Here is a 17,934-nt window from a genome sequence, read left to right as displayed (position 1 = left end):
TCCGTGGGGAGAAACCGGATGCGCCGGTCAGAGACCGGCCCGCTCCAGCAGGACCGGCAGCGCCTCCGGCTTCACCTTCTGCACCGACCGCACCTGCCCGATCCCGAGCTGTTCACGGCCCACGGGGTCGCGGGACAGCGCCTTCGTCGCCTCGGTGAGCAGCGTCGCGCCGACCAGGTAGGAGACCTCGCTGTCGTCGGGGTCCTGCCAGGGTTCCTCGTCGACCTCGCCGACCGCGCAGACCGCCGCGTCGGGGTGGGTGAAGAGGAACCAGAGCCGGTCCCCCGGTTTCATTCGGTTACGGCGGCTGAGCCAGAGCTCCAGTTCGGGCTCCTCCTCGGCCAGTTGCCGGATCGTCTCCCGGTCGGCCGGTTCACCGTCCAGCATGTCCAGTTGAGGATTGAGGATGTAGATCCAGTCCGCCACGGCTCTCCCCTCGGTCAGGACGCTCGGCCCACGGCCACGCCCACAGCAGCGCCCCATGGTGCCAGGCGGACGGCGCCGGTGCGAACTCGGTTTCGGTGAACGGACGGCGGTGCGGTCCCCGGCAGGCGTCGCCGCCCTCTCACGCCGCCTCCCGCACCCCGCCCCGGTGCTCCCGGATGATCTCCGCGTACCGGTGTCCCGACGCCTTGATCGTGCGTTTCTGGCTGGTGTAGTCGACGTGGACCAGGCCGAAGCGCTTGTCGTAGCCGTACGCCCACTCGAAGTTGTCCAGCAGGGACCAGGCGAAGTAGCCGGCCAGCGGAGCGCCCTTGCGCAGGGCGGAGGCGCAGGCCGACAGATGCTGCTCCAGGTACGCGCGGCGCTCCGGGTCGTCCACGGTGCCGTCGGGGCGTACGGCGTCGGGGTAGGCGGAGCCGTTCTCGGTGACGTACAGCCTGCGGGCGCCGTAGTCCTCGGTCAGGCGCAGCAGCAGCGCCTCGATGCCGCTCGCGTCGATCTCCCAGTCCATGCCGGTGCGCGGGACGCCGGGCCGGTCGACGGTGCGCACGTGCGGGGCGGGGCCGGCCGGGTCGTCGGCGACCGTCTGGGGGAAGTAGTAGTTCAGGCCCAGCCAGTCCAGCGGGGCCGCGATGGTCTTCAGGTCGCCCGGCTCCTCCGGCAGGTCCACGCCGTACACCTCGCGCATGTCTGCGGGAAAGCCACGGCCGTGGACGGGGTCCAGCCACCAGCGGTTGGTGTGGCCGTCCAGGCGGTGGGCCGCCGCGAGGTCCTCGGGGCGGTCGGTGGCCGCGTGGACGGTGGAGAGGTTGTTGACGATGCCGATCTGTGCCTGTGGGGCGGCCGCGCGGATCGCCTCGGCCGCCAGGCCGTGGCCGAGCAGCAGGTGGTAGGAGGCGCGTACGGCGGCCGTGAGATCGGTCCAGCCGGGGGCCATGCGGCCCTCCAGATGGCCGATCCACGCCGAGCACAGGGGTTCGTTGAGGGTGGTCCACAGGCGGACGCGGTCGCCCAGGCGGGCGGCGACGGTCTCGGCGTACTCGGCGAACGCGAAGGCGGTGTCCCGCTCGGGCCAGCCGCCGCGGTCCTGGAGCACCTGGGGCAGGTCCCAGTGGTAGAGGGTGACGGACGGGGTGATGCCCGCCTCCAGCAGGGCGTCCGTCAACGCGTCGTAGAAGGCGAGGCCCTTGGGGTTGACCGGGCCGTCGCCGCCGGGCAGGACGCGAGGCCAGGCCACCGACAGCCGGTAGCCGTTCACCCCGAGCCGGCGCATCAGGGCGACGTCCTCGCGCCAGCGGTGGTAGTGGTCGCAGGCGACGTCGCCGTGGTCGCCGCCCGCCGTCATGCCGGGGGTGTGCGAGAAGGTGTCCCAGATCGACGGCGAGCGGCCGTCCTCGGCGACGGCTCCCTCGATCTGGTACGCCGACGTGGCGGTGCCCCACAGGAAGTCGGCGGGGAACGCGGCGAGGTCGATGGTCACGGAGGTCCCTTCGGGAAATGCGGGAGAGGCGGGAGAGGCGGGAGTGGGCGGCAGGGTCACTTGACGGCTCCTGCCGTCAGACCGGCCACCAGATAGCGCTGGAGCAGCAGGAAGCCGGCCACCACCGGCACGCTGACGACCAGCGAGGCGGCCATGATCTGGTTCCAGTACACGTCGTTGAGGGTGGAGTAGCCCTGCAGGCCGACCGCGAGCGTGCGGGTGGTGTCGTCGGTCATCACGGACGCGAAGAGGACCTCTCCCCACGCCGTCATGAAGGCGTAGACGGCGACGGCGACGATGCCGGGCACCGCGGCGGGGACGACGATCCGCAGCAGCGCGCCGAGCGGGCCGCAGCCGTCGACCAGGGCCGCCTCGTCGAGGTCGCGCGGCACCGAGTCGAAGTACCCGATCAGCATCCAGATCGAGAACGGCAGGGAGAAGGTGAGGTACGTCAGGATCAGGCCGCCGCGCGAGCCGAACAGCGCGATGCCGGTGGTGTTGCCGATGTCGACGTAGAGCAGGAAGAGCGGGAGCAGGAAGAGGATGCCGGGGAACATCTGCGTCGACAGCACGGTCACCGTGAAGACCCGCTTGCCGCGGAAGTCGTGTCGGCTGACCGCGTAGGCGGCGAACACCGCGACCACGACCGAGCAGACCGTCGCGGCGCCCGCCACGATCAGGGAGTTCACGAAGTAGCGGGCCAGCGGGATCGTCGTCCAGATGTCGATGTACGGGCGGATCGTGAGGCCGCTGGGCAGCCAGCGGAACTTCCCCGACACGTCCGCGAGCGGCTTCAGCGAGCTGGAGACCATCACGTACACCGGCAGCAGGACGAAGCCGGAGAGCAGCGTGAGGAAGATCCGGCGGGACCAGAGGAACGAAGCCGGCGGCGCCATCGGGGAGTTGTGTCTCGGTACCGGGAACGCGACGGGTGTCGGTGCGAGGCGGCGGTCACGCGTCGGCGCGAGGGGTGCGTCAGGCATCGGTGGTCCTCCGTCCGCGGGTGGTCAGGGCCAGGTACACGCCCGTCACCGCGAGCAGGAAGAGCAGCAGCAGAACGCTCATCGCCGCTCCCGTGCCGAAGTTCCAGGTGACGAAGGACGCCTGGTAGATGTGCACCGAGATCAGGTCGGCGGCCTGTGGAGCGGCCCTGCCGAACAGGACGAACGGGGTGTTGAAGTCGTTGAACGTCCACAGGAACAGCACCAGGACCAGCACCTGGTTGACGGGCCGGAGCGAGGGCAGGGTGATGCGGCGGATCTGCTGCCATGTCCCGGCCCCGTCCAGGGCCGCCGCCTCGTACAGCTCGCGCGGGATGTTCTGCAGCCCGGCGGTGACGATGAGGAAGGCGAACGGCCAGCCCTTCCACACCGAGACGGTGAGCAGGGCGTAGAAGCTGTTGTCGCCGATCAGCCAGAAGGACCGCTGGTCGGTCAGGTGCAGCTGGTCGTGCAGGACGTGGTTCACCAGGCCGTTGTCGTGCTGGAACATGAACACCCAGGTGATGACGGCCGCGTAGACCGGCAGCGCGTACGGCACGAGGAACAGCGCGCGCAGCAGACCGCGGCCGGCGAACGCGTCCTGCATGAAGATCGCGGCGGCGGTGCCGGTCAGCCAGCACAGGGCGACGGACAGCAGGGTGAAGGCGACCGTGACGAGGAAGGAGTGCAGCAGGGCCTGGCCCACGGGCGCGTCGAAGTCGACCGACACCGTGTAGTTGCCGAGGCCGGCCCAGGGCGCGCTGCCCCAGTCGCGGATGAAGAACTGGGTGAGTTCCTTGAAGCTCATCACGACGCCGACGACCATCGGCACCAGATGGACGAGGAGTTCGAGGACCAGGGCGGGCAGCAGGAGCAGGTACGGCAGGGTGGCGCGGCGGATCCGTCCGGGGCGGCGGGGAGCGCCCGCGCGGGCGGACGCTCCCTTGTGCAGCGCCGGCTCGACGGCGGTGGTCGTCGTCATGTCGGTCACTTCGCCGGCATCTGCTGCTGGGCCTTGGCCAGCGCGGCCTTCACGGAAGCGGTGGTGACGGGACGGCCGGCGGCCGCGTCGGCGAACAGTTCCTTGACGGCCGAGCCGACCGCCGTCTCGAACTGGGACTCGTCGGCGACCTGCGGCAGGGCGGCGGCGCTGGTGGCGAGGGTGTTCTTCAGCACGGCGTTCGCGGGAGTGGTGAACGCCGCGTCGCTCTGGGCGTTCTTCACCGGCGGGATGGTGCTGTAGGCCTTGTTGAGGATCTTCTGCTCCTCGTCGCTCGTCAGGAACTTCACGAACCGGGTGGCCCCGTCGGCGTTGTGGGTGTTGCGGAAGACGGCGAGGTTGATGCCGGCGACCATGGAGTTGACCTGCGTCCCGGTGCCGGGGGCGCCCGACTGCACGGGGACCGGGGCGATGCCGTAGGCGTCCTCGCTCATGCCCTGGGACCTGAGGTTGGCGGAGGCCGACTGCCACAGCAGCATCGCGGTGCGGCCCTTGGCGAAGTCGCTGACGGACTGGTTCTGCGCGTACTCGGCGTTGCCGGCCGGGATCACCTTGTCCTTGGCCATGAGGTCGACGTACTGCTGGACGGCGCTGACGACGCCGTCGCTGGTGAAGTCGGGTTTGCCGTCGGCGGTGAAGAAGTCGGCACCGTGCTGGCGGGCGAAGACGAAGACGTGGTGGATGTTCTCGGAGACGTTGGCTCCCTCGGCGCCGAGCGCCTGCTTGCCCTTGGCCTCGATCTTCTTCCCGTCGGCCACCAACTCCGCCCAGGTGGCGGGTGGCTTGGCGATGCCCGCGTCGGCGAAGATCTGCTTGTTGTAGTAGAGGGCGTACGCCATCGAGTACAGCGGCACCGCCGCCGGGTCCTTGCCCGCGGCGCCGGTGGAGCCGAGCGCGGAGTCGACGAACCGGTCCTTGCCGCCGATCTTGCCGAAGTTCGCCGTGTCCCAGGGCAGCAGGGCGCCGGTGGCCTGGAGGGACGCCGACCAGGTGTTGCCGATGTTCAGCACGTCCGGGCCCTGACCGGAGGTGGTGGCGGTGAGGATGCGGTTGAGCAGGTCGGACCAGGGGACGACCTCCAGCTTCACCTTGATGCCGGTCTGCTTCTCGAACTTGGCGAGTTCGGGCCCAAGGACCTTCTTGTCCTCCTCGATGCTCGCGCCCTGGTTGGAGGCCCAGTAGGTGAGCGTCCCGGGCGAGTCGTTCGACCCGCCGCCGGTGGCCGAACCTCCCCCGCACGCCGTGGCCGCGAGGGCGAGGGAGAGGGTGACGGCGCCGACGGCCGCGACTCGGATGCTGCGCATGCTCCAGGTGATCCCTTCCGGGAAGCTCATCACATCTTAATTTAGGGCGTGAGTTAAACCGCGAAAGGCAAGCGCGTCAAGGGCTTTGACGCGGATCGTCGAACTCGGCCGAGGGGCTTGACGCGTCCGTTTCAAGGATGAACCATTCCCCGGCAGGAGAGCGCTCCCCGCACCGCCGGCCGTTCACTTCCCGAACGGCCGCTCCCCCTCCCACCCCCCTTGGAGAGCCGCCCCATGCCTTCCCAACCCCCCGCTGCCGACGGCCCGTCGACCCCTGCGCCCCGCCGCAGGGCGGTCCTCGCCGCCGCGGCCGCCGCCCCGGCCCTGGCCGCCCTGCCGGCCGCCACGCCCGCCTCCGCGGCGCCCGCCTCCGCCGCGCCCGCGTCGGGGAAGCGGCCACGCCCTCGTGCCCTGCCCGGTGGCGGCGACCTCGGCCCCAACGTGCTGGTCTTCGACCCCGCCACGCCCGACATCCAGGCCCGCCTCGACGCCGTCTTCCGGCAGCAGGAATCGGCCCAGTTCGGCACCGGCCGCTACGCGCTGCTGTTCAAACCCGGCACCTATCGCGGCCTCAACGCCCAACTCGGCTTCTACACCTCGATCGCCGGCCTCGGCCTCTCCCCCGACGACACCACCATCTACGGCGATGTCACGGTCGACGCCGGCTGGTTCGGCGGCAACGCCACCCAGAACTTCTGGCGTTCGGCGGAGAACCTCGCCCTCGTCCCGGCGAACGGCACCAACCGCTGGGCCGTCGCCCAGGCCGCACCCTTCCGCCGCATGCACGTACGCGGCGGCCTGAACCTCGCGCCCTCCGGCTACGGCTGGGCGAGCGGCGGCTACATCGCCGACAGCCGGATCGACGGGCAGGTCGGCCCGTACTCGCAGCAGCAGTGGTACACCCGCGACAGCACGATCGGCGGCTGGCTCAACGCCGTGTGGAACATGGTTTTCTCCGGCGTCGAGGGCGCTCCCGCGCAGAGCTTCCCCGACCCGCCGTACACCACGCTCGACACCACACCCGTCTCCCGCGAGAAGCCGTTCCTGTACCTCAGCGGCGGCGACTACCGCGTGTTCCTGCCCGAGAAGCGCACCGCCGCGCGCGGCGTGACCTGGGGCAACGGCACCCCGCGGGGGACGTCGCTGCCGCTCGCGCAGTTCTACGTCGCCCGGCCCGGGGTGAGCGCCGCCACCCTCAACCAGGCCCTCGCCCAAGGGCTGCACCTGCTGCTGACACCGGGGATCTACCACGTGGACCAGCCGATCCAAGTGGACCGCCCGGGCACGGTCGTCCTCGGCCTCGGCTACGCCACCCTCGTCCCCGACAACGGCGTGACGGCTGTGAAGACCGCCGACGTCGACGGGATCCGGCTCGCGGGGTTCCTCATCGACGCCGGCCCGGTCAACTCCGCCACCCTGCTCGAGGTCGGGCCGCCCGGCGCCTCGCGCGACCACTCGGCGAACCCGGCCACCGTGCAGGACGTGTTCGTGCGCATCGGCGGCGCGGGCGCGGGCAAGGCCACCACCAGCATGGTGATCAACAGCCGGCACACCATCGTCGACCACACCTGGGTGTGGCGCGCCGACCACGGCACCGGCGTCGGCTGGGAGACCAACCGGGCCGACTACGGCATCGTCGTCAACGGCTCCGACGTACTCGCCACCGGACTGTTCGTCGAGCACTTCAACAAGTACGACGTCCAGTGGTTCGGCGAGCGCGGGCGCACGGTCTTCTTCCAGAACGAGAAGGCCTACGACGCCCCGAACCAGGCCGCGATCCAGAACGGTCCGGTCAAGGGCTACGCCGCCTACAGGGTCGGCGACGCCGTCACCACGCACGAGGCGTGGGGGCTGGGCAGCTACTGCTACTACAACGTGGATCCGACGATCGTGCAGCACCACGGCTTCTCAGCCCCGCAGCGGCCCGGTGTGCGCTTCCACGATCTGCTCGTGGTCTCCCTCGGCGGCAACGGCCAGTACGAGCACGTCGTCAACGACACGGGCGCGCCGACGTCGGGGACGTCGACGACACCGTCGACGGTCGTGTCGTATCCCTGACACCTCGGCCCTGGCGCCTCATCCTCCGGTGGCCCGGCCGTCGGCGGCCCTCCCCTGTGCGCGGGGAGGGCCGCCGGCGGCGCGGCGTCAGGCGGGCGCGTACCCGGTCGGGCGGGCCGTGAAGGTGCCGCGGCCCTGGGTGCGGCTGCGCAGACGGGTGGCGTAGCCGAAGAGTTCGGCCAGCGCCACCGTCGCGGTCACCACCGCCGCGCCGCCGCGCGTGCGCGACCCGGTGACCTTGGCCCGGCGCGCCGCAAGGTCGCCGAGGACCGCGCCGACCGCGTCCTCGGGCACGGTCACCGTGACCTCGGCGACCGGCTCGAGCAGCAGCGGGACACAGCCGCGCAGCGCCTCGCGCAGACCGAGCCGGCCGGCCGTGCGGAAGGCCGTCTCCGAGGAGTCCTTCACATGCGTGGACCCGTCGGTGAGCGTGACCTTCAGCCCCGTCACCGGGTGCCCGGCCAGCGGGCCGCCCTCGGCCAGCGCGTCCCGGCAGCCTGCCTCGACCGCGCGGACGTACTCCTGCGGCACCCGGCCGCCCACCACGCTCGACGCGAAGACGAAGCCGGTGGTCCCCGGGCCGCCCGGCAGCGGCTCGACGTCGAGGACGACGTGCGCGAACTGGCCCGCGCCGCCGTCCTGTTTGACGTGCCGGAAGACGACGCCGGTGACACCGCGGGCGATCGTCTCGCGGTGGCTGACCCGCGGGCGCCCCGTGGTGATCTCCAGCCCGTGACCGCGGCGCAGTTTCTCCGCCGCGACCTCGAGGTGGAGTTCGCCCATGCCGGACAGCACGGTCTGACCCGTCTCGGGGTCGGTGCGGACGACCAGGGACGGGTCCTCCTCGACCAGCCGGGCCAGCGCGGCCGACAACCGTTCGGAGTCGGTGCCGCGGCGGACCTCGACGGCCACCGAGACGACGGGTTCGGCCGCGCCCGGCGGTTCGAGCACGATCGGCGCGCCCGGCGCGCACAGGGTGGTGCCCGCGCGGGCCGACTTCAGGCCGACGACGGCCACGATGTCACCGGCACCCGCCCGGTCGACCGCCGCGTGCCGGTCGGCCTGGACGCGCAGGATGCGGCCGACCCGCTCGGTGCGGCGCGCGGTGGCGTCCCACACGGTGTCTCCCTTCTCCAGTGTTCCGGCGTACACGCGCAGATACGTCAGGCGTCCGGTCGCCGTGGCGGTGACCTTGAACGCCAGGGCGGTGAACGGGGCCGTGGGGTCGGCGGGACGTTCCTGACCGTCCTGCGTGCCCCGGACCGGCGGGCGGTCGGCCGGCGAGGGCAGGTAGGCGACCACGGCGTCCAGCAGCGGCTCGATGCCCCGGTTGCGGTAGGCGGAACCGCACAGCACGACCACGCCGTCGCCGCTGAGGGTCAGGTCCCGCAGCGCAGCGCGGAGCGTGTGTGCCGAGAGGGTCCCCCGGTCGCAGAACTCCTCCAGCGCCGCCGGATGCCGTTCCGCGACGGCCTCCTCCAGCATCCGGCGCCGGCGCCGGGCCTCGTCGAGGACCGTGTCCGCGACCGGGCCCTCGGTGACCGGCTCGCCGCCGTCGGACCAGGTCAGGGCGCGCATGCGGACCAGGTCGACGACGCCGGTGAAGGCGTCCTCCGCGCCGAGCGGCAGCTGCGCCACCAACGGTGCGGTGTGCAGCCGCGCGCGGATCGACGCGACGGCCGCGTCCAGGTCGGCGCCCGCGCGGTCCATCTTGTTGACGAACGCGATCCTGGGCACGCCGTGCCGGTCGGCCTGGCGCCACACGGACTCGCTCTGCGGCTCCACGCCCGCCACCGCGTCGAACACGGCGACCGCGCCGTCCAGCACCCGCAGCGAGCGCTCCACCTCGTCGGCGAAGTCGACGTGGCCGGGGGTGTCGATCAGGTTGACGCGGTGGCCGTCCCAGGCGCAGCTGACGGCGGCGGCGAAGATGGTGATGCCGCGGTCGCGTTCCTGCGGGTCGAAGTCGGTGACGGTGGTGCCGTCGTGCACTTCGCCGCGTTTGTGCGTGGTGCCGGTGGCGTACAGGATCCGCTCGGTGACGGTGGTCTTGCCGGCGTCGACGTGGGCCAGGATGCCCAGGTTGCGGACGGCGGTGAGCGGGTGGGTGGGGTGACGGTCGAGTGCGGTGCGCACGGCCCTCATGCCTTTCGGACGAGATGTGGTCGGGGCAGCGCGATCTCCCGGACGCGTCGACGGCGTCCAGTGACATGACGGACCGTCAGATGAGCGTCGCGGGCTTCCGGTGCCGGCCGCGCAGCGGGCACCGGACGGCACGGGACACGAGGATCACCTCGTAGCGGGCGCGGGAAGCGGCGGCAGCGGTGCGGTCACGCATGGCCTGCTCCCCTCACTGGTGATCGGTGTCGATGGTCATCGCGCGCCGTCGGCAGGGGCGGCGCGCGATGCGTGGCGAGTCTAGGAAGACGGCGGGTGGCGGGGCATCCGATTTTCCGTCAGGTGCCGGTCGTACCCGCAAAGGCGTAGAAGTGGGCGCGCACCCGGCGCAGCCAGGCGTCGGCCGCCGACTCGTCGGGGCGCGGGGGCAGGGCGCTGGGCGTGTTCGCGAAGGCGTCCTCGTAGTGCCGCAGCAGCGGCTCCGCGGCCGACGGGTCGGCGGCGACCCGCTCGCCGAAGGAGTGGTAGGCGTCGGGGTCGTCGACCCGGACGGTCAGCGCGCCGGTCGCGTACAGCTCGAAGCCCTGCGCGCACAGCCGCCGCAGGTGCCGGGCGTGCTTGGCGATCCGCGCGGGCGGGGCGGTCCCCTCGGCCCGGTGGGTGAGCTTGCGGAACTGCTGGGTGGCGTAGCCGAGGCAGGCGTCGCGGACCCGGTGGGCGCTGAGCAGGCTGGAGCGCAGGGCGATGAGTTCGTCGCCGAGCGGGGTGCGCACCTCGTACAGCTCGTCCGGCAGCCACACCAGTTCCATGACGGTCGGGTTGCCGCCGAGGGCCAGCCGGCACCACTTGGCGGCCTCGTGCAGGGTGCGGTCCGGTGCGGTGGAGACGTGGGACTCCTTGGGCTGCCGCAGGCCGTGCAGCTCCTCGGTGGGGACGGCGTACAGGCCGAGCCGGTCGATGTCGGAGCCCTCGCGGGCCAGTCCGTACGCCGTCGAGCCGACGATGCCGGACAGCAGGACGTATCTGTCGCTCACAGGTCCCCCCGGTGGTGGTGCGGTCCGTCATCATGCCTCGCACCACCGTTCACCGGCCTCGCATTTTTCCCCGCCGGGGGGGGGCTCGCGGGCCGGTGCGCGCGCCTGCCGGGAGCGGAGCGGTGCCCCCGGTTCACCGGGAAGGGTGATCCAGGCGGCCGGATGCGCCCGGCCGCCGGGTGCGCGCGGGTTCGGCGGCGGGCCCGGACGGGCATCGTGAAGACGAGGCACCGCACCGGGGTACGGCGACGGCACCGCGGCCCGCGCGGGCGGGGCGGGCCGAGGGGCCGTGCCCTGGACACGGCCGGTGCCGGGCTGTCGAAGCGGCGGCCGGGGCGCCTACGATTCACCTGCCCCGCGGCGGCGGGCCCGACACCGGACCGGAGGCGTCCCCGCCCGTCCCGGACGCCGTCCGGGTCCGGCAGGGGGAGGGGGGACCAGGCGATGGCGACGGTGGTGCGCACAATGCGGCGGGTGTCCGGGGCGGTGCCGGGCCTGGTGCTGGGCGGAGCGGCGGCGCTGGTCGTCGGCGTGCTGATCGGTCTGCCGGTGGACACCAGGGGGCTGATGCACTCCGGCGGTTACGTCTTCACGGCGGGCCTGCTGCTGGCGGTCGGCCTGTACGGCAGTACGTACGCGATCGACGTCAAGGCACTGCGGGCGGACCTGACCGGGGTGCTGGTGGCGGTCACGCTCGGGGTGGTGCTGAAGGCCGCACTGATCGCGGGGACGATGCTGCTGTTCTTCCGGCGGCCGGAATCGCTGGTGCTGGGGATGGCGGTGGCGCAGATCGACCCGCTGTCGGTGGCCGCGCTGGACCGCGAGGGGCGGATGTCGCAGCGGGCCAGGTCGCTGCTGAAGGCATGGGCGTCCTTCGACGATCCGATGACGGTCCTGCTGACGCTGTATCTCGCCGGGTACGCCTATACGGCGGCCGGGCACTCGGGCAGCCCGGAGGTGGCCTCCGGGGGCGTCGGCGGCTATCTGACCGGGCTCGGTCTGAACGCCGCACTGCTCGGTGCGGTGGTCGCGGTGTGGTGCGCGGGTCGGTGGGCGGTCCGGCGGATGCCCGGCGCGGTGGCCGCGCGGCGGGCCGGTGGCGCGGGCGCGGTGCTGCTGGTGGTGGCCCTGCTGGTGCTCGCGGCGGCGCAGCAGTTGATGCTCGCGGTGGCGCTGGCCGGTCTCGTGGTGCGCTCCCGGACGGTGGGCCGGGTGGTCGACCGGGCGGTGGGCGGCGCGTTCCTCGTCGCCTTCCTGGCACTCGGTCTGCTGCTCGCCCGGGGCGTGTCCTGGACGCAGGGTGTCGTGCTGGGTACGGCCGCGTTCGCCGCGCAGGCGCTGGTGGCGCTGCTGGTGCTGCCGCTGTTCGTGCGGGGCCTGCCGCGCCGGGACCGGATCGCGCTGGGGCTCGCCCAGCAGAACGGCATCACGGCGGTGCTGATCGCGCTCACCCTCGAGCGTGATTTTCCGGGCACCGCGGGGACGGTCGGCCCGGCCGTCCTGACCGTCAACGCCCTGTACGGGGTGGGTCGCCTGCTCCAGGACCGCCGGCCGCGACTGCCGGGCCTCCTCGGCCTGCGGGAACTCGCCGCGGCCACCGTTCGTCACTCTCCGTACCACCGCGAGGCGGTGGAGGCGAGGGCGGTGGAGGCGAGGGCGGCGGACGAACGGACCGCGGCCTAGGGGGTCTCTCGTGCGGCGTGATCGGCGAGACACCTCCTGGAGGCGGCGGCCCATGGGACGGGGCGGTATCGGGCGCGGGGCGGCAGGGGTACGGCGAGCAGGGGTCACCGGGGTGGCCGGACGGGGAGAGGCGTGATGAGGCAGCGCAGGGGACACGGCCGGACGGGGGCACCGCGCGCAGGCCGTCCGCCCGGCGCCCGCCCGGCGGCGCGGGCCACCGCTCCCCCGCGCCGCCCCGCAGGCAGCCGGGTCCGTCGCTCCTGCGCGGCGGCCTGCGGGGCGGCGCTGGTGCTGCTGGCCTCGGGCCCCGCGTGGGCGGGCCCGGGTCCGTCCTCGGAGCGGGACGTGCAGCTGGTGTACTGCCTGGACGGCGCGCACCGGGCCGGGCTCGTCGCGGCGGCCGTCCGCCTGCACCTGCTGGCGCCGGGCAGCGCGGCCGCGCCGGACGCGGTGCTGCCGGCCGACGGATCGAGCCAGGGCGCGGGAAAGGGCGTAGGCGCGGGCAAGCGCCCAAGCACCGGCGATGGCGCGGGCGTCGGCAAGGGGGGTGGCCCGATGACCCTGCAGCAGTGGGCCGAGCGGCGGACGGAGGCGTTCGGGCGGGCCTGTTCCGCGCTCATGGCCGCCGCCTCCGAGTCCCCGGGCGCGGCGGCGAAGGACGACGGCGGGGGCGGCTGGTTCACGGACTTCCTGAAGCAGTTACCGCTGCTGGCCGCCGGTGCGCTGCTCACCCTCGGCGGCCAGGCGTCCGAGCGGCTGTCGGCAGAACGCCGCCAGTTCCAGCAGCAGTTGACCGGCGAGGAGAGCGCCTACCGAACGGCCGTCCACGACTACCTCGCCGCGTACGAGAGCGACGAGCGGGCCGATCACGGCGCGGTGCGCCAGGCCCGTACGGCCCTGGCGCGCACCCTGAACCGGGTACCCGGCCCGCCGGCGCGCCGGGACGCGGGGCGGGCGGCCGCCGACGCGTTGCCGCTGGGCCGGCCGCTGCGCGGGGACCAGGACGGCTATCTGCTGGACACCGAGGGCCGCGCCCAGTACGCGGACGAGCAACGCAGCGCCCTGGAGGACCGGCTGCGACCGATATCCGACCTCAACCGGAGCAAGGTGTACTGGAGTTGGCGTAGCGTGCGGGACCGGATCGGGCGGCGGGAGAGAGCGGGGGCGGCCGTATGAGCGGGGGTGAGCACCGCACGAACCCGTTCGGGGTGTACGTGCCGGGCAGCAGAAGCCAGGTGCCCGGGATACCGGCCGTCCCCCGGGACGACCATCCCCTGGTGCCGTGGGCGGAGGAGGAGCACGCGGGGCAGTGGGTCGACGTCGACCATGTCCGCGAACAGGTGGAGGAGTTCCGGCGCTGTCTGGCCCGGCTACCGGAGATGATCATGCCGCATGTGGACCGCGGCCATCTGGTCGTGGTGACCGGTCCGGTCGGCATGGGCAAGACCACGCTGATCCACCAGTGCATCCACCTCGCCCACCAGTACCTCGCCCGGCTCGACGCGGACGCCGGCGGCACTCCCGAGTACCGGCGGGGGCTGCGGCCGCCGCGCCCGGTCGTCGCGATGACCGGCGGATACGTCAACTACGGCAACGACGTCAGCTGGGACGAGCGCGGCGACTTCGCCGAGACGCCGGGCATCAACGCGGCCATACGGGACAAGGTCGTCGAGGCGCTGCGCGGGTACTTCCCCGACGTGGCCCTGGACCCGGTGATCGACGGCGGTGACGTCCACAAGGCGTTCGGCGCGATCAGCGCGCTGCTCGCCCAGCAGAACTGTCTGCTGTTCGCGATCGTGCCGCACATCGACTGGCGGGACGCCGGAGGCGAGGTGCGCGGCAAGTTCCTCAGAACGTGCCTGAGACACGCGCAGAGCCGGATCGTACTGTTCGTCGAGATCAGCCACCAGAACCCGCGCACCGCGCGGGAGGTGCTCGGGGACCTGCTGTCCTACCCGGAGGTCACCCATCTCTCGCTCGGCTCCCTCACATCGGAGGACCCCGTGAAGTTCATCGAGGCCGTCCGGGGCGGCCATCCGTCCGTGGACGGCCCACCGCCCGCGGCCGGTGACGCGTGGAACCTGCTGGACGTGCGGCAGCTGCGCAAGGAGTGCTTCGAGATCGCCGAGCGGCAAAGACGCCAGGGTGGCCGCGTGCGGGTCACCGCCGCCGACCTGCGCGCGCCCACCCTGGACCCGGCCGACCTGGGACGCACCCCGCCGCCGGCTCCGCACCGGACGCCGGGACAGCGGGCCGCGCCGCCTGCGACAGGGCGGCCCGTGGCGCCGCCGGACCGGTGGTCCACGCCGGCGCCGGGCCACTGAACGGGCGGGCCCCCGGGTCCGTCTCACCCCACCGGGCCCCGAGCCGCCGCCCCGACACGCAGCGGCCCGAGCCCGCGCCCCTGTCGCCCCGCCTGCAGCGGCCCGAGTCCCCGCCCCTGTCGCCCGACCCGCAGCGGCCCGCGTTCCTGCCCCGCCGCCCCGACGCGCACCGGCCCGTACCCCCCGCTCCCGCCGCTCGCACCGCGGACACCACCGTCAGAACCCGAGGAGTGCCATCATGGCCCCAGACCGTGGAGACCTCTGGCACGACAACCCCTTCCCGCTGAGCCCGGTCGTGCGGCTCGGCCCGACGTCCGACCTCGGGGAGTCGGCCGCGGTGGCGGCCGACTCGGGCAACGCCCACCTCGACACCCCGCTCGTCACCGATCTGCAGGCCCTGGTCGGCGACTACTTCGCGCCACCCTCGGCGGGCGGCCGGCGCGGGCGGGTCGTCGCCCTGGTCGGCGGGTTCGGCCTGGGCAAGAGCCACGCGCTGCGCCGCGCCTACCGCACGGTGCGCGAGCGGCACGGCGACGCGGCGACGTGGATCGTGGACGAGCCGGCGCAGGACATGGGACGGCTCTACCGTGACCGGCTGCGCGGCCCCGCCGACACCCCGCAGGGCCGGCAGGCCTTCGAGGACCTCGTGCGCGACTACTACGCCTACGTCACGGCCGGCTGGGTCGGCGGCGAGGAGGACGACCCGCGCCGCGGCACCCTGCGGGAGATCGCGGCCGGACTGCGCGACCGCACGCTCGACCCCGACAAGGTCGTCACGGCGCTGCGCTACGACCCCGAGGTGCTCCACGCCGACCTGCGCGGCACGCTCGGCGAGGTGACCGAGCACCGCCGGTTCGCCACCGCGCTCGCGCTGCTGCTGCAGCCGCCGTTCCGCCGCATGGTGTGGAACTGGCTGAGCGGCGAGGAGCCCGCCGAGCCGCTGCGCGAACGGGGCATCACCGAGGCCATAGGACCGCAGCCGGGGCGAGCGGACAACGCGGCCGGCATCGACCGGGTCTTCGACGCGCTGGCCGTACAGGGCTTCCTGCACGGCCGGGTGGGCAACCCGTACGTGCTGCTGCTGGACTCCCTGGAGAAGGTGCTGGAGTGGCCTGAGGAGGCCCGGCGCACCTTCTTCGACGCCTTCGAGCGCCTCGTCAACATCTGTGCGAGCCACGGCGGTCTGCTGGTCTTCTGCACCTCCCCGGCCGGGTTGCAGGCGCTGCGCGGCAGCGTGCACGAGCGGGTGGTGCAGCTGTGGGCCAACGGCCTGGACGGCCGCGACACCCGTGAGCTGGTCGCCCGCTACCTCGCCGCGGCGGGGACGGCGGGCACCGGGCCGTTCGACGAGGAGGCGCTGCGGCTGCTGCCGGAGCTGACCGAGGGCGTGCCCCGGGAGATCCTCAAGACGTGCCGGCAGGCCTGGCAGCTCGCCGAGGACGAGCAGGGCGCGGTGCGGCGGGTGCCGGGTTCGGCGGTGCTGGCGGCGGTGCGGGAGCTGCACGAGCGGGTGGCGTACCGGCAAGTGCTGGCCGACCTGCACGAGGCGCTGGACGTCGGGCAGTGGCGGATCGCCTCCCGCGACCCGGTGCCGGCCCGTCTGGCCCGCTCACCGGGCGGCCGGGAGGAGGTCGTGTACTGGCTCTCCCCCGCCCCGGACGCCTACATCGCGGTGATCTACGGCCGGTCGGTGCTGCTCGCCGACGACGCCGAGCGGGTCGCCGCCCATGTCCTCGGGCTGCGCAGCGCGGTACGGCCGTATCGGCTGGAGGTGCTGCTGGTGGTGAACGGGCTGGTGTCGCAGGCGATGCAGGACCGGCTGGGACGGTCCATCGGTTCCCGGCCGCTGGTGTACCGGCAGGGCGGTTTCGGCCTGAGTGCGCACGACGCCCTGCTGCAGCTGGAGCGGCGGCTGGTGGAGGAGCGGCGCGAGGAGGACCTGCTGGAGCTGGGCGAACGCATGCGCCGCGACCTGGAGCTGCAGACCGCCCGGCTGGACGAGATGCACCGCACCCTGGCCGGCCTGGCCCTGGACACCCGGCCCGCCGCCACGGACCGGGCCACGCCGGCGCGCGGCGAACCGGAGCCGGACGCCGCCGCGTTGCCGGGGCCGGTGCGGCGCCGCTTCCGGGACGCGCTGGCCATGCTGGAGGCGGTCACCGGGCGGGTCGCGGGCCGTTCGGGGCGCGCGGCGGCGACGCCGGCCGATCTGAGTGTGCTGGGCTGCGCGACGCTGGTGCGGGAGCTGACGGAGCGCTTCCGCGCGGCGGTCGCCGCCTGGGCCGCCGCGACCGTGCCCGGCGCCGCGCCGACCGAGGCGGAGCTGGGCGAACTGCGCCGGATCTGCCGGGAGTACGAGAGCGCGGTGGAGGTGCTGCCGGTCCATCTCCTCGGCGGCGCCGACCAGCGTCACCGCCTCACCCCGGCCCGCACGGTGGAGTCGCTGGCGGAGGAGGTGTGGGGAACGCTCAGCGCGGCGTGGTGAACCGCCCGGCGGGCGTCGCCCGCAGGGCCCGGGCCAGGCCCGCCAGGCGCTGTTCTGCGTTGCCGACCTGCCGCTGGTCGAGGGTGACGCCCAGCAGGAAGGCGTGCGGCGAGGTCCAGTGGACGTACACGGCGCCCTCCTGCACATCGAGGACGAGCCGGTCCAGGGGCGCGCGGCCGGGCGCGGGCGGGGTGATCAGGCCGAGCGCGTCGGTGAGGCGTACGACGTGGCCGCGCAGGCTGCGCGAGAGGTCGCGGTAGGCGGTGCGCCGGGTGCGCACGCTGACGTCGATGAAGCGGGGCCCGAGTTCCCCGGCGTCGAAGACGTCTCCGACGCAGACCAGCGTCCAGTCGCGGTAGTAGCCGGCGTAGTGCAGGTCGGCCGGGTTGACGTGGCTGCGCCACAGGTCGCGCAGTCGCTCCTCGTAGACGGTGTCGGCGGCCGCGGCCGTGCCGAAGTCGATCCGCGGGCCCTCGGGGGCCGGGAGTGCGGTGAGGTGCGGTTTGGCCACCGGGTCACCGCCGAGCAGTTCGTCGGGCAGTGAGTGGATCTCCGTGCGGATGCGGGTGACCAGCCGGTTCATGGCGGTGTCGGCGGCGGGCACGCCGTCGCCCAGGTCGGTCACCGCGGCGAGGAACTCGCCGGGCCGGGCGCGGCCGCCCCACAGCCCGCCGCGGGGGCCCGCGACCACGGTGCGCATCAGCTCGCCGGTGCCCAGCGGGCGCAGCACCAGGCCGAGGTCCTGGGCGCACAGCAGCAGCCGGCTGCCGGGCAGGGACTCGCCGGACTCCTCGTCGCCGGGTTCGGTGAGCAGGCTGCTGAGCGGGGCGAGGGGGGCGCGCAGGACCGCGAAGTCGAGGATGCCGTTGCTGTAGTGGCACAGGCTGCGTATCGCCGGGGTGGCGGCGACGGTCTCCTCGCACATCTCGGTGATCACGCCGTGCCGCTTCACGGTCCAGTGCGACTGCTTCAGCGTGCTGGTGTGCTGGGGTGCGGGAGCTGCCACGGGTACGCGCCTTTCGGT

The 17,934-nt window shown here is 73.4% G+C and carries 13 protein-coding genes; 5 read left to right on the top strand and 8 right to left on the bottom strand.

Features of this window, described 5'->3' with window-relative positions:
* Nucleotides 1–27 precede the first annotated feature (27 nt).
* From ACZ64A_RS02955 to ACZ64A_RS02935, 5 genes are all read right to left on the bottom strand, one after another.
* Entirely contained in the window at nt 28–426 is a 399-nt protein-coding gene (locus ACZ64A_RS02955; RefSeq protein ID WP_469807809.1) for a hypothetical protein, read from the bottom strand.
* A gap of 139 nt (nt 427–565) precedes the next feature.
* Entirely contained in the window at nt 566–1,924 is a 1,359-nt protein-coding gene (locus tag ACZ64A_RS02950) for a GH1 family beta-glucosidase (protein ID WP_469807807.1), read from the bottom strand.
* 56 nt (nt 1,925–1,980) lie between these two features.
* The gene (locus tag ACZ64A_RS02945; RefSeq protein WP_469807806.1) at nt 1,981–2,820 is read right to left on the bottom strand and encodes a carbohydrate ABC transporter permease; all 840 of its coding nucleotides are present in this window, start codon (nt 2,818–2,820) and stop codon (nt 1,981–1,983) included.
* 79 nt (nt 2,821–2,899) lie between these two features.
* The gene (locus ACZ64A_RS02940; RefSeq protein WP_469807805.1) at nt 2,900–3,886 is read right to left on the bottom strand and encodes a carbohydrate ABC transporter permease; all 987 of its coding nucleotides are present in this window, start codon (nt 3,884–3,886) and stop codon (nt 2,900–2,902) included.
* Nucleotides 3,887–3,891: 5 nt separating this feature from the next.
* Entirely contained in the window at nt 3,892–5,208 is a 1,317-nt protein-coding gene (locus ACZ64A_RS02935; protein ID WP_469807804.1) for an ABC transporter substrate-binding protein, read from the bottom strand.
* A 234-nt stretch (nt 5,209–5,442) separates the two neighbouring features.
* Here ACZ64A_RS02935 and ACZ64A_RS02930 point away from each other — a divergent pair, with 234 nt between their 5' ends.
* A complete protein-coding gene (locus tag ACZ64A_RS02930) occupies nt 5,443–7,266 on the top strand; it encodes a coagulation factor 5/8 type domain-containing protein (protein WP_469807803.1) in 1,824 nt (607 codons plus the stop codon).
* Between the two features lie 87 nt (nt 7,267–7,353).
* Here the strand turns inward: ACZ64A_RS02930 and fusA are convergent, their stop codons facing one another.
* Both fusA and ACZ64A_RS02920 read right to left on the bottom strand, forming a co-directional pair.
* Nucleotides 7,354–9,402: an elongation factor G gene (fusA, locus tag ACZ64A_RS02925; protein ID WP_469807802.1), complete on the bottom strand. Its 2,049-nt coding sequence runs from the start codon at nt 9,400–9,402 to the stop codon at nt 7,354–7,356.
* A 320-nt stretch (nt 9,403–9,722) separates the two neighbouring features.
* The gene (locus tag ACZ64A_RS02920; RefSeq protein ID WP_469807801.1) at nt 9,723–10,418 is read right to left on the bottom strand and encodes a nucleotidyltransferase domain-containing protein; all 696 of its coding nucleotides are present in this window, start codon (nt 10,416–10,418) and stop codon (nt 9,723–9,725) included.
* 474 nt (nt 10,419–10,892) lie between these two features.
* Between ACZ64A_RS02920 and ACZ64A_RS02915 the strand changes: the two genes are divergently transcribed.
* From ACZ64A_RS02915 to ACZ64A_RS02900, 4 genes are all read left to right on the top strand, one after another.
* Nucleotides 10,893–12,101 carry a cation:proton antiporter family protein gene (locus ACZ64A_RS02915; protein WP_469807800.1) on the top strand — a complete coding sequence of 403 codons (1,209 nt, stop codon included), beginning with the start codon at nt 10,893–10,895 and terminating at the stop codon, nt 12,099–12,101.
* Between the two features lie 135 nt (nt 12,102–12,236).
* Nucleotides 12,237–13,277, top strand: a complete 1,041-nt coding sequence (locus ACZ64A_RS02910) for a hypothetical protein (protein ID WP_469807799.1) — start codon at nt 12,237–12,239, stop codon at nt 13,275–13,277.
* A complete protein-coding gene (locus tag ACZ64A_RS02905) occupies nt 13,274–14,425 on the top strand; it encodes a P-loop NTPase family protein (RefSeq protein ID WP_469807798.1) in 1,152 nt (383 codons plus the stop codon). The genes ACZ64A_RS02910 and ACZ64A_RS02905 overlap by 4 nt, the downstream gene beginning before the upstream one ends.
* 238 nt (nt 14,426–14,663) lie before the next feature.
* A complete protein-coding gene (locus tag ACZ64A_RS02900; protein WP_469807797.1) occupies nt 14,664–16,910 on the top strand; it encodes a hypothetical protein in 2,247 nt (748 codons plus the stop codon).
* Here ACZ64A_RS02900 and ACZ64A_RS02895 read toward each other — a convergent pair.
* Nucleotides 16,894–17,916, bottom strand: coding sequence for a hypothetical protein (locus ACZ64A_RS02895; RefSeq protein ID WP_469807795.1), 1,023 nt, complete (start codon nt 17,914–17,916; stop codon nt 16,894–16,896). The two genes, ACZ64A_RS02900 and ACZ64A_RS02895, sit on opposite strands and share 17 nt — an antisense overlap.
* Nucleotides 17,917–17,934 lie beyond the last annotated feature (18 nt).

The organism is Streptomyces sp. NPDC104814, from assembly GCF_055583185.1.
Note: the sequence above shows the minus strand (reverse complement) of the source record. Positions and strands in the feature narration are given on the sequence as shown.